The following is a 12,756-nucleotide window of genomic DNA, read 5'->3' on the forward strand; positions in this document are numbered from 1 at the left end:
GCATGACTTCAAGTCATGCCATCAATCTTATTTATATAATACTAGCCTGAAAATCATTTCCTATTAGCGGGTGACTTAGGTCCTATTGATTACCCACATCTTTTAAGAAAGTTGAAATGAAGATGTGATTATTGATAGAATTGATTGAAATGGGCTTAAATCGCCTTTCAAACCGAGCTTTGGTCGACTCATGTCACAGCCTGATTACTTGAATCTCTTATCTCTAGCGAGGGACTTAAGTCCCTCGCTAGAGATAAGAGATTGATTGTTAGTTATTTATACACTTGTGGGTAATCAGTAGGACTTAGGTCACCCGCTAATAGGAAGGGCTAGACTTAAAATTTACTAAAAATAAAAAATCTCATGGCTCAAAGCTTATAGCTCACAGCTAAAAACTACCTATTAAACTTAATCCTCAACACAGTAGCATCATATTTGCCATTCACAAAATTGCCTACTACTTCTAAGCCGAACAATTTACCAATGCCAGATAAACCATAGCCAACCTCCACATATTCAAATTGTTGATTAGGCACTTTTAAATAATTGGCAAAAACAGACTCTTTCAACCCATAAATCCTAAGCGGAGTAATTTGAGTTAATAGAAAGTGATTAAAATCATGTTGTGCAAATACTTCTAAATAATTGCCCGTAGTGCTATGTAAATAATAATCTAAGTTTCTAAAAGCATCAAATCTGAAAGAACGGAGGATAGTCTGATTACCATTGAAATGGCGGTAATCAATAAAGTAATTCGGTTTTTGTATAAATCCTCCATAATTAGTCAAAACGTGCAAATTTCCCAACTTCTCTAAATCAAAGAATTGTTCATAAGAACCTTGCAGGCGAGAAAACTGACTTTCAGATAATAATCCATTGGTAGATTTAAGTCTGAAAATAGGATTACCCGTATTAATGGTATATTCACGGTCGTTGAATTTGCGTTTTTTGGCAAAAGGTCTCCAAATGATTTCTCCTTCGGTCAAAAACGTTTTATGTTTTTCAAAGTCAGTATTGGCTAATTCTGCATTCTCAGGAGTATTAGAACTAAAACTTCTGTCTTTTACATCAATCCAAGGCTTAAAAGTCTCCAAATTTTTTAATGCCATTCTTTCAGCATATTCAAGGTTTAATCGAATAGTTACCTTTTCAGATAGTCGATTCCTATATTCAATACTAGCATAATCTTTTTGGTAAATTTTCAGATAATTGCGTTCCGCCAACATCGTATAAATGGTGTTAGCTGGTGTAGAAATAGGTCTGTCGTCATTAAACTGCTGAATGTATCGTCCAGTTTTTACTTCAATTGATTGCTGATTTTTTAAATAATAATACCCAAGATTCCAGTTAAGGGCTTTTCTTCCTAATGCATATCTTAAATCACCATAAAATGATTGCCTTTTAGTGAGTTTCTCTCGAATATCATATCTTAAAGAAGCCTTTAAAAAATATCCATCTACAGTATTAACAAAATCCAAAGAAGGAATTTGATCTAACGGAGAAGTGTAGCTAAGAGATTTATTAAAGAACCCGAACAAATCGTCTCTTTTACCATAGTTATACGTTTTGCCGAAAATCAAATGTGAAAATTTGAAAGCAGGCAAATTTCTGATTGAATCTTTCTGGTATTGCTGTTCGTTGGTTTTAGCGATGCTATCCGCTTGGGCATAACCTTTTATCTCCAAGTCTGTCAATGGCACTTGTCTTTCTTCATTCCAAAAATCAGCACTACGTTTACTGTGGAGGCTATCAATTTCAACGTTATACGACCGTACCAAATCTATATCTTCGCCCTTTTTCTTTCTCTCTTTCTTGTCTTCTTTTTCAGCTTCTTTCAAAAACTTGTTGAGTTGCTTACGAGTAACCTGTTTCTGATTAAGGGCTATTTTGCTGTTTACTTTCTCGCTTTTCAATTCTTTGGCCTCTGCTTTATCAATTTTCTCATCGATTACCACAGGTCGTTGATGATACTTTTCATTGACTGCAACGGTATAATTTCTAACGTTGGTAACATAATTAAAGAAACCTTTGAAGCCAAAAGCATCAAAATCAGAACGGAAAGTATAATTGATGGGTAACCAGATTTCTTTGTTAGGTGCAAAAATCATTTTAATTCTGTTTGAAATATTGTCGCTACTAAAGTGTAAATCCAAACTGTGGATATACCAAGAATCTTCTATGATATTGATAATACCATCAAATACATTATCATTTTTTGATTTAGGTGTCACACGTATTTTGTTTACCGTCTGCCCATTTTCTGTAAAAAAACCTTCATACTTAAATTTGTAATACGCCAAAGCAGTAGGTGACAACGGAGACACCATATCTCCAAAGGGTTTGGGATTATAAAAGTTGGTGCGTGATACAGGAATAAAGTTTGTTCCTTGGCTTTGTAATTGTTTGGGCAAGTTGTTACGCGTAGAAACTACTTTTTCTCTTACTGAAGATGGCTGTTTGAAAATAACATCATTGATAGATTCCAAAACATATACTTGTCCGATTTTTAATCCGGATTCCTTTTCAATTTTTTTTCCAGCCAACATCTTTATCAAACCTGATACCTCGCTTACTTGCCCAGTACCTTTTACATAAGTTCTAGCAGAGTATTCATTGAGTTCTAATATTTTGAAACGAGCCATCGAAATAGCCTTTCGCATGATAGTATAGGCAGGGTCTTCGCTCTTAGCAGAAAATTCCACTTCTTTCAAACTGATTGCTTGTTCCTCTAATACTATTTCAAGGGGTAAATAATCATTATTAACGACAACCTGCTTTTCTAAGGTTTTATGTCCTAAATATTGAAAGATGATGGTATAATTCCCAGGGTCTAAGGCGAGCTCATATTTCCCATCTTCGTTAGCCATCGTTCCTTTGGAGCTACCTTTTACGATAATGGAAGCAAAAGAAAGGTATTCACCATGAGTATTTTTAACAGTCCCTTTTATTCCTCCTGCAAATGTTGAAAAGCCAAAACAAATAGTGATAATAGTAATGATAAAGATTTTGTTGATAAATGAATTCATAATAACTCAGTTTAAAGATTAATAGCTTTGATATAATTAATAAAATACAGATGCAAGTTAAACGAAAAGGTTGCCTATATTAGACAACCTTTTGTTAAAAAACCCTAAATGTGATGACTAGTAAAGTTTTGGGATGATTGGTAAACGAGAAAAACGACTAAAATTAAAAATATTATTGCCCAAAAGCCCATGTAAGGAACTCGGGCATTACTTTGCTCCAAGTTTGTTGATTATGTTCTCCGCCTTCTACTTGTCTGTAAACGATGTCTTCATTCTTTTTATAGCCATGTTTTTCTAATTCTTTCATTAAATCGAGTGTATCGTCAATGGCATCAATGATGCCATTATTGTTTCTATCAGAAGTTTCATCATTGGTGCCTGCCTCAAACCAAAATTGTTGGTTTTTGTGGTATTTACCCTTTCTGACGATGTTGTGCATTATCCTATCGTTTTCATCCGTGTAACCATCCTCCTCAGCTTTTTGTCGCCACCACAATGCACCCGAGAAAACACCCACTTTGGCGAATACCTTCGGATGATTCCACGCAATATCCATTGCAGATAATCCACCTAAAGAAAAACCAGCCATTACTCTATTTTTTGATGATAATGAATAAGAATTTTCTAAAAAGGGTAACAATTCTTTTAAAACAAAGTTAGCGTGGTGATGAGCCTTATTTCCTCGGTTTTTATAGTCAGCTTGCGATGCTGTTCCGTATTCTTGTAAGCGTTCGTTATTGGCGTGAATGCCGACACATAAAATAGGAGATATTTTGTTGTCATCCATCAAAGATGAAATCCATTGTTTGATTTTTAAGGCATCAAAGTCTTGGCCATCATTAAAAATAATCAAGTTGAGCGAATTATTTTTTTTAGGATATATTAAAGTGATATGAACAGTTCTATTTAGGTAGGCTGAATAAATATTATCCTCAATTTGAAGGATTTCAGAGGAAGAATTTTGTGAATATATAGTCATATGTGAATTAGCAATTTTTGGATTATTCCCGAAAATAAACAAATTGTTAAATATTTCACAGATAAATTATTCCAATGTTTTGTTTTGAAAGTTAAAAACAGTTTCTATTTTAGAGTAAAGATTCTAACTAAAACAGAATTCTGAGTAAAACACCTACTTTTATCTGAAAGTATTGCCAAGTGGTAATTTTGTAGTAAATTAAATAGTCTAAATCTAGCTGTGAATAAATTTTTGAAATAATGTAAAACCCTCACCAACAAAATGCAAGAACGTTATATCAAGTATTATTCTCATCATCTCGGAGCAGATAATGAATTGTTGATTTTTGGAAATTGGGGCTATCCAGTGATTGTTTTTCCTACTACTATGGGGAGATATTACGAGGCAAAGGATTTTAAGCTAATTGAATCAGCAAAAAAGCAAATTGAAAGCAGCAAAGTAAAAATTTATTGCCCCGATAGTATTGATAAATATTCTTGGTATGGCAAACACTTGCATCCCTCAGAGCGTATACAGAACCATATTTATTACGACCAATATTTAAATGAAGAATTGATTCCTGCCATCATGCGTGAATGCAATACCACAAAAGTAGCTGTAGCAGGCTGTAGCTTTGGCGGTTTTCATGCGGCAAATTTTGCTTTTCGTCATCCTGATAAAGTATCACACCTTTTTACAATGGGTGCTGCTTTTGATATACGTTCGTTTTTGAATGGGTATTATAGCGAGAGTGTTTATTTCAACAATCCTCCTGATTATCTCCCTAATGCCATGCATCCAGATTTATGGCAAATGAATATCGTGTTGGGTACGTGCAATGCTGATTTTTGTAAACCCGAAACTGAACGCTTATCTAAAATTTTGGCGAATAAGAAAATCAACCACTGGCTAGATGTCCGTTGGCATGGAACACACGACTGGGATATTTGGCGAGAAATGTTCCCTGAATATTTAAATAGAATATAATCAAAAAATACTTCAAGAATGAATTAATCATTCATCAAACCTGTAAAATTGAATTTGAGCATTATGAAAAAAATAGGTATCCTTCACGGAATGGAATCCTCTTTTCCAGAGGCATTTGTAGAAAGAGTAAATCAAATAGCACCATCGGGCATCGTGGCTGAGCGAATGATTGTTGAGAAAGTAATACAAGGGGAATCTAGCGGATATGATGTAATTATCGATCGTATTTCTCAGGATGTACCATTTTATAGAGCAATGCTCAAAAATACGGCAATGGCTGGTACGGCAGTTATCAACAATCCTTTTTGGTGGTCGGCAGATGAGAAGTTTTTTAATAATGCATTAGCGTTAAATGTGGGCGTACCAGTACCCAAAACTGTATTATTGCCCTCAAAAGAACGCCCAACAGATACTTCTGAGACTTCATTCAGAAACCTGAAATTCCCATTACCTTGGGGAGATATTTTTGATTATATCGGTTTCCCTGCCTATATGAAACCTCATGCGGGTGGTGGCTGGAAAAGTGTTTATAAGGTAAGAAACCCCGATGAATTATTCTCTGCTTATGATGAAACCGACCAACTGGTGATGCTTTTGCAGGAGGAAATTACTTTTACAGATTACTTCCGTTGCTATTGTATCGGTGGCAAAGAAGTAAGAATAATGCCTTATGAACCAAGAAATCCACATCATTTACGCTATGTAGCCGAAATGCCTACAGGACCAGCAGCCAAGAAATTATTGGCAACGGTAAAAGACTATGTACTTAGACTGAACAAGGCATTGGGCTATGATTTCAACACAGTTGAGTTCGCTATAAAAGACGGAATTCCTTATGCGATAGATTTCTGTAATCCTGCGCCAGATGCAGACATTAATTCGGTTGGTCAGGAAAACTTTGAATGGGTAGTAGAGACTGCTGCTAAAGTGGCAATTGACCGTGCTAAAAAACATAAACCTGGTAAAGACAACCTTACATGGGGTACTTTCCTTACGTCGTCTGTAGCAGGGAATGCAAGAGATACTATTTTTGAAAGTAAAAAATAATGATGTTGTAAAAGGGAATCAGTATCGGACATTGATACTGATTTCTTTTTCAGCCCTTAAACCTTCCAAACTTATGCCTTTATTTACCATTGGAATTGAAGAAGAGTTTCAGACCATCGACCCCGTAACGAGGGAGTTACGCTCGCACATGAGTAAAATTGTTGAAGGCGGGCAGATTATTTTACAAGAACGAGTAAAAGCTGAAATGCACCAAGCTGTAGTAGAGGTGGGAACGAATATCTGTTATAATATTCAAGAAGCAAGAGAGGAGGTAACCGACCTTAGGCGAAATATCATCCAACTTGCCGAGCAAAATAACCTTCTATTAGCAGCAGCAGGGACACATCCATTTTCAGATTGGCAAGACCAACTGATTACCCCGAGTCCGCATTATGATTCTTTGATTGATGAAATGCGTGATGTCGCCAGAGGTAACTTGATTTTCGGATTACACGTACATGTGGGCATCCAGAGTAGGAATGAAGGCATACAGATATTGAATGCTGTTCGTTATTTCTTACCCCACATTTATGCGCTTTCTACCAATTCGCCTTTTTGGTGTGGAAGGAATACGGGTTTTAAATCGTATCGTTCGAAAGTATTTGATAAATTTCCTCGTACAGGTATTCCCGAGTTTTTTGCATCTGCTAGTGAATACGATGAATATATCAATTTGCTGGTAAAAACAAAATGTATCGATAGCGGAAAGAAAATCTGGTGGGATATTCGCTTGCATCCTTATTATGACACCATTGAATTTAGAATTTGTGATATTCCGATGCGGGTTGATGAAACCATTTGTTTGGCTGCATTAATGCAGGCGTTGGTGGCTAAAATCCATAAGTTGTTAAAACAAAACCTGAATTTTAGGTCGTACAGAAAGGTATTAATCAATGAAAATAAATGGCGCGCAGCCAGATATGGTATCCATGCAAAACTGATTGATTTTGGCAAACAAGAAGAAGTACCATACAGTGATTTATGTGATGAACTACTAGATTTTGTAGATGATGTATTGGATGAATTAGGCAGCCGCAATGAAGTAGCATATATCAAAGAAATCCTTAAAAATGGTACTGGAGCAGACCGTCAGTTAGCAGTATTTGAAGAAACTAACGATTTAAAAAGTGTAGTAGATTATATCGTTCAAGAAACAAGATTTGGTATTTAAAAGGGTAGTAAAGCTATGTTAAATTTTGTTTTGTATTCTGTAACAAATTGATTTTAAGGCTATTTTTAGTAAATTGCGTCGATTTAATAAGTTAAGTAGAGATTAAATCTTTGATAAAAATTCACATCAACAAATTTACGATGCAAAATATTTTGACAGAAAAACCACTAAAAATAGCAGTTTTAGATATGTATGACAACGTAGCTGGAGAAGGCATGCGTTGTATTATTAATTTGGTTAACGAATTCAGAGTACAAAAAAATATTGAAGTAAATACAGAGGTTTTTAATGTTCGTGCGAATACTGAAATCCCAAATTTAGAACATGATATTTATATATCCTCAGGTGGGCCGGGTAGCCCATTACCTTCTGATGAAGCATGGGAAAAGCCATATTTTGCCTTAATTGATTCAATATTCGCCCATAATAAATCTGAGGAAGTATTAAATGGAGAAAGCTCGCCAAAATTCTTGTTTTTGATTTGTCACTCTTTTCAGTTGGTAGCACGTCACTTAGAAATTGGGAAAGTGACCAAAAGAAAAAGTACATCCTTTGGTGTATTTCCTGTGAACCCAATTGACAAAACAATTAAAGAAGCATTGTTTGAAGGCTTACCCGAACCATTTTATGTGGTGGATTCTCGTGATTATCAATTGGTAAGTCCCAACTTGAAGATTATCAAAGAATTAGAAGTACAGATTTTACGCATGGAAAAAGAACGTCCACACGTAAACCTAGAGCGTGCTATTATGGCTATCAGGTTTTCTAACGAAGTATTTGGTACACAGTTTCACCCCGAGGCTGATGCACAAGGAATGCTAAAATTGCTGATGTCGGATGAAAAAAAGAAAGCTGTGATAAAAACGCATGGAATCGAAAAGTATAACGATATGATTGCGAAGCTGGACGACCCTGATAAAATCATGCTGACAGAATCTATCATCATTCCAAAATTTCTTGAAAAAGCCTATTCTACCATCAGTCAAAAAGAACTTTTTGGAGAAATGGCATAATTTGTTTTTGAAAATATCCTTGTTATGCAAAAAGAAATCAGAGCTTCATTTAATCAATCCTTTTCTGAAGTAAAGTATCAAGAGTTTTTGGCAGATTTAAACAATGCTACGCAAGGCTCTCTTGAGTTTAGAGTAGCAGAAACACCTGTTTTTGTGCCCAAATCCTTGAAAGATAAACTCATAAGTACTTGTGAAAGTATTATTGATGTAATAGCAGGGGATGATTTTAAGGCGAAGACTGATAAAGCTATACCAACAGAACAAAATGTGCCTAATGAAAATGAACATACCTCTTTCTTAGCGATAGATTTTGCAGTTTGTCAGGATGACCAAGGCGAATTTGTGCCACAGTTGATTGAATTACAAGGTTTTCCATCATTGTTTGGGTTTCAGTATTTATTGTCTGAAACTTTTCAAAAGCATTACAACATTCCTGACGATTATGATTTTTTGTTCAATGATTTTGATAGAAAATCATACATTGACGCTTTTAAAAAACTAGTGGTCAGCGATGAGCAACTTGAAAATGTTATCATTTTAGAGATTTATCCTGAGAAACAAAAAACAAGGGTTGATTTTGAAGTAACCGAAAAGCTCATTGGTGTTAAAGCTGTGTGTCTTACTAAAATCATTAAAGAAGGACGTAAACTATTTTATATTAACGATGGTGTAAAAACGCCTATTCATAGAATATACAACCGTTTGATTTTTGATGATTTAACTAATTTCCCAGATTTACGAACAGCATTTAGTTTAACAGATGATGTTGATGTTGAATGGATTGGACATCCAAACTGGTTTTTCAGAATCAGTAAATACACCATGCCATTTTTGAATAATCCTTATATTCCTGAATGTAGATTTTTAAGTGATTATACAGGTAAATTTCCAGAAAATTTATCAGACTATGTATTAAAACCCCTTTTCTCTTTTGCAGGGACAGGTGTGAAAATCAATGTATCGGAAAGCGATTTAACAACTATTACCGACCCTGAAAATTATATTTTACAAAAGAAAGTAAAATATGAACCTGTCATACAAACTACTGATGGTAGTGCAGTAAAGTGCGAAATAAGGATGCTTTATATTTGGCAAAAAGATGAAGCAAGACCAATATTATTGAGCAATTTAGCCCGACTTTCAAGAGGAGAAATGATTGGAGTACGCTTCAATAAAGATTTTGACTGGGTAGGGGGTAGTGTTTGTTTTATGGAGAGATAGGTTTAATGGAAACCTATTTTGATAAAATAATTTAAAGAATACAATAATAGTTCTATGGAAAAGAAATCTACAAAACAAGAAGGGAATCAGTATGACAAAATTGTTAAAGAGAATATTGACAGCATTATTCCAGCTTTGATGAACAACATACTAGGATTTAAAGTAAATGAAGCAATTGTTATCAAGGAAAAACTACAACAAACTAAAGAAAAAGAAGCAGATGCTTTGCGGATTATTAAAAATCCAAATGGAGAGGAATTTATTCTACATCTTGAATTTCAAGTAGATGATTATCCCAAAATGATTTACCGCATGATTGATTATTGGGTTTTACTAAAATCAAAATATCAATTACCAATACTTCAATACCTCATTTTTATAGGCAGTGGACAACCTAAAATGAAAAAAGACTTGTCGGAAGATGGGAATTATTTTCATTTTGAACTTATTAATATTACTGAGTTTGATTACACCCTATTCTTGACTTCCAATAATCCAGAAGAAATACTACTAGCTGTTTTAAGTGATTTTGGGAAAGATAAAGCAGAAGATGCTTTATATCAAATTGTACATCGACTTGAAGTTATAGTAAATGACCAAAGAACTTTTCAAAAATATTTAAGGCAATTGCGTGTTTTGTCAAAACTTCGTAAATTAGATGGCAACGGCCAACCGTATAAAATTCGACGATATGATACAGAACATGGATAAATACATTGATGCTGAAAATGATTATCTTGTTATCAATGCCAAAACAAAGATGATTGAAAAATTACTTGTTAAGAGTAATCATACCATCAATGAAATTGCAGATTTTGCAAGTGATAGTATTGATTTTGTTATTAGCATTAAGCAAAAAATGATAGATAACAAGTCTTAATTTCTTATTCTTTTCTAAAAAATAAATGGGTATAAAATTCATTTATTTCTTCTTCTTTCATGAAAATTTGCCTTTTTGTAACACTATCTTTTCTCATAAATTTCTATTCAAGCAATGAGCCTATAATAGTAGCTAAACCCAAACCAATCTTAACAGCTGCAGAACAAACTGATAAGTATTTGCCCTATTTAAAAGGTAAGCGTATCGGTATACTGGCTAATCCAACCAGTATTATTGGTAAAAGGCATTTAGTTGATAGCTTAGTAGCTTTAGGCATTAATGTTGTAAAAGTTTTCGGACCTGAACACGGCTTTAGAGGGAATGCTAGTGCTGGGGTAATAATCGGTGATGAAAAAGACCCAAATACAGGCATCAAAGTGATTTCATTATATGGTTCAAAAAGAAAGCCATCTGTTGAAGACCTCAAAGATATTGATTTAATGATTTTTGACATTCAAGATGTTGGGTGTCGTTTTTATACTTACATCAACGTATTGCGTGATGTGATGGAAGCTTGTGCAGAGAATAACAAAGAACTGTTGATTTTAGATAGACCCAATCCGAATGGGTATTTAGTAGATGGTCCTATCTTAGATATGAGTTTAAGGTCTGGTGTGGGTAGATTTCCGATTCCTATTGCCCACGGAATGACGATTGGAGAATTTGCACAGATGATAAATGGGCAAGGTTGGTTAGCGAACAAAATGATTTGTAAATTAAAAATCATTCCTGTGAAAAACTACACCCATGAGGATGCTTACACCTTGCCTGTGAAACCATCGCCTAATCTTAATACACAACAAAGTGTAATGCTTTATCCAATTATGTGTTTGTTTGAAGGCACTATTATTAGTCAGGGGAGGGGTACGTATTTCCCTTTTACAGTATTAGGGAGTCCAGCTTTGAAAGGTACTTATAGCTTTTCTTTTAAGCCCGTAAGTATTAAAGGCATGAGCGAAAAGCCTTTGCATATGGATAATGAATGCTATGGGATAGATTTTAGAAACTATGATATTGAGTTACTCAGAAAAAGTAAAAGAATCAATATTCAATGGATGATAGATTTTTATCAGGCTTATCCATTCAAAGATAAGTTTTTTGATAGATCTCAGAGTGACCAAATGTTGAATATTGATGTACTAGTAGGTAATTCTGAATTTAGAAAACAGATTATTGAAGGGAAAAGCGTAAAAGAAATTCAAGATTCTTGGGAACCTCAATTGTCGGAATACAAAACGATGAGAAAAAAGTATTTGATTTATAAGTAATGAGTGAGTTAGTGAATGTGTAATTTTTTTTAATCAGCTATCATTTTGAGTTCTTTAATTTTGATACTTTTTATCCTCTTTTTTTGATATACTCAAACTTTGTTCTTAGGATATAGGCTGCATCTTCGTCGCCTAATAATACCGCTTTGTTGAAATCATTAATGGCATTTTCTACCTGACCAATGCAATACCTGGCCATTCCTCGCCACCGTAAGGTCTCGGGGTTTTCACTTCTAAAGAACCAATCTGCTTTATCAAATTCCAGAAAGGCTCTATCATATTCTTTTAATTTATAAAGTACTTTTCCTTTGATTACATAAGCTTCGCCTACTGTATTATCAAAAGAAATCGATTGTTCAATATCATATAATGCCGAGAAGTAATTTTTTAGCATCAAGTTCGCTTTACTTCTGTAAAAGTAAGCTCTAGAAGATTTTGGAAAGTGGTTTAATTTTTCAGTGAAAAATAACTGTGCTTCAACAAATTTATTTTCATGAAGCAATATTTCGCCTTCTTCTAATTTTTCACGGTCACGAAACTTAAATAGCTTTTCCTCCAACCAGTTGAAAAACATCATGGTCAGTACAAATGGCAGGAAGAAAAACAATAATAACCACTCCATACAATTATAAATTTTGTAATTCTACTTGTACTTTTTTAGGTAAGCTTGAAACAACCAACTGATAAGAATGTTCAGTAAGTTCTTTTAATTGTGTTGTAGATGCATTATCTCCATTTACGGTATTCCAGTGCTTTTTGTTCATGTGATACCCTGGAGTGATATAATGAAACTCTTCTCGTAATTGAATCGCTCTGTCAGGGTCACATTTTAAGTTTACGGTAAAAGTCTCAGTATCAAGCCCCGTCAATGCAAACATTTTGCCCATTACTTTATACACCAAAGTATCGGGTCCAAAGGGTAATTCTTCTGTTACTCCTTTCATCGACAGGCAAAAATCTCTGAATTCTTCAATATTCATTGTTCCCTTATCTAAAGAATGCTCTGTAAATCATGACAATTACACACATCAAAAACATCAAAATTGATATTTTATTGATGACGTGCATCGTTTTAATGTTAAAATTAGTAGGCTTTGAAGGATCAGGCTTACTGAATATTCTAAAGAAGTATCCAAATGCTTCTCCTAATTTGAATTGGTCTTTTAATTTTGACATTGTCTTGTG

Annotated in this window: 13 protein-coding genes; 8 read left to right on the top strand and 5 right to left on the bottom strand. The window is 34.3% G+C overall.

What is annotated here, in order from left to right; genetic code table 11:
• Nucleotides 1–395: 395 nt before the first annotated feature.
• Together VB264_RS05585 and VB264_RS05590 are read right to left on the bottom strand one after the other, a co-directional pair.
• Nucleotides 396–3,026: a DUF5686 and carboxypeptidase regulatory-like domain-containing protein gene (locus VB264_RS05585; RefSeq protein ID WP_323247507.1), complete on the bottom strand. Its 2,631-nt coding sequence runs from the start codon at nucleotides 3,024–3,026 to the stop codon at nucleotides 396–398.
• 172 nt (nucleotides 3,027–3,198) lie between these two features.
• Complete coding sequence (locus VB264_RS05590; protein ID WP_323247509.1) at nucleotides 3,199–4,005, bottom strand: alpha/beta hydrolase; 807 nt, start codon at nucleotides 4,003–4,005, stop codon at nucleotides 3,199–3,201.
• A gap of 261 nt (nucleotides 4,006–4,266) precedes the next feature.
• Here VB264_RS05590 and VB264_RS05595 point away from each other — a divergent pair, with 261 nt between their 5' ends.
• The 8 genes from VB264_RS05595 (at nucleotide 4,267) to VB264_RS05630 (ending at nucleotide 11,571) form a co-directional block, all read left to right on the top strand.
• The gene (locus VB264_RS05595; protein ID WP_323247511.1) at nucleotides 4,267–4,971 is read left to right on the top strand and encodes an esterase family protein; all 705 of its coding nucleotides are present in this window, start codon (nucleotides 4,267–4,269) and stop codon (nucleotides 4,969–4,971) included.
• A gap of 63 nt (nucleotides 4,972–5,034) precedes the next feature.
• Nucleotides 5,035–6,018 (top strand): ATP-grasp domain-containing protein, encoded by a 984-nt coding sequence (locus VB264_RS05600; protein ID WP_323247513.1) that lies wholly within the window; start codon nucleotides 5,035–5,037, stop codon nucleotides 6,016–6,018.
• A gap of 73 nt (nucleotides 6,019–6,091) precedes the next feature.
• Nucleotides 6,092–7,189 (top strand): carboxylate-amine ligase, encoded by a 1,098-nt coding sequence (locus VB264_RS05605; protein ID WP_323247514.1) that lies wholly within the window; start codon nucleotides 6,092–6,094, stop codon nucleotides 7,187–7,189.
• Nucleotides 7,190–7,329: 140 nt separating this feature from the next.
• Nucleotides 7,330–8,202 carry a type 1 glutamine amidotransferase gene (locus tag VB264_RS05610; RefSeq protein WP_323247516.1) on the top strand — a complete coding sequence of 291 codons (873 nt, stop codon included), beginning with the start codon at nucleotides 7,330–7,332 and terminating at the stop codon, nucleotides 8,200–8,202.
• 24 nt (nucleotides 8,203–8,226) lie between these two features.
• Complete coding sequence (locus VB264_RS05615) at nucleotides 8,227–9,423, top strand: hypothetical protein (RefSeq protein WP_323247517.1); 1,197 nt, start codon at nucleotides 8,227–8,229, stop codon at nucleotides 9,421–9,423.
• A 54-nt stretch (nucleotides 9,424–9,477) separates the two neighbouring features.
• Nucleotides 9,478–10,134, top strand: a complete 657-nt coding sequence (locus tag VB264_RS05620) for an RpnC/YadD family protein (protein WP_323247519.1) — start codon at nucleotides 9,478–9,480, stop codon at nucleotides 10,132–10,134.
• A complete protein-coding gene (locus VB264_RS05625) occupies nucleotides 10,115–10,303 on the top strand; it encodes a hypothetical protein (protein ID WP_323247521.1) in 189 nt (62 codons plus the stop codon). The genes VB264_RS05620 and VB264_RS05625 overlap by 20 nt, the downstream gene beginning before the upstream one ends.
• A gap of 59 nt (nucleotides 10,304–10,362) precedes the next feature.
• Complete coding sequence (locus tag VB264_RS05630; RefSeq protein WP_323247523.1) at nucleotides 10,363–11,571, top strand: exo-beta-N-acetylmuramidase NamZ family protein; 1,209 nt, start codon at nucleotides 10,363–10,365, stop codon at nucleotides 11,569–11,571.
• Between the two features lie 70 nt (nucleotides 11,572–11,641).
• On the opposite strand, the gene VB264_RS05635 is transcribed toward VB264_RS05630, so the two are convergent.
• Genes VB264_RS05635 through VB264_RS05645 form a run of 3 tightly spaced genes read right to left on the bottom strand, consistent with a single transcriptional unit; the run spans nucleotide 11,642 to nucleotide 12,747 of the window.
• Entirely contained in the window at nucleotides 11,642–12,193 is a 552-nt protein-coding gene (locus VB264_RS05635) for a tetratricopeptide repeat protein (protein WP_323247524.1), read from the bottom strand.
• A 4-nt stretch (nucleotides 12,194–12,197) separates the two neighbouring features.
• Nucleotides 12,198–12,551, bottom strand: a complete 354-nt coding sequence (locus VB264_RS05640) for an MmcQ/YjbR family DNA-binding protein (RefSeq protein ID WP_323247526.1) — start codon at nucleotides 12,549–12,551, stop codon at nucleotides 12,198–12,200.
• A 7-nt stretch (nucleotides 12,552–12,558) separates the two neighbouring features.
• On the bottom strand, nucleotides 12,559–12,747 hold the full coding sequence (locus VB264_RS05645) for a DUF6728 family protein (RefSeq protein ID WP_323247527.1): 189 nt from the start codon (nucleotides 12,745–12,747) through the stop codon (nucleotides 12,559–12,561).
• Nucleotides 12,748–12,756 lie beyond the last annotated feature (9 nt).

The sequence above is a fragment of the Arcicella aquatica genome, from assembly GCF_034928825.1.
GTDB classification, from domain to species: domain Bacteria; phylum Bacteroidota; class Bacteroidia; order Cytophagales; family Spirosomataceae; genus Arcicella; species Arcicella aquatica.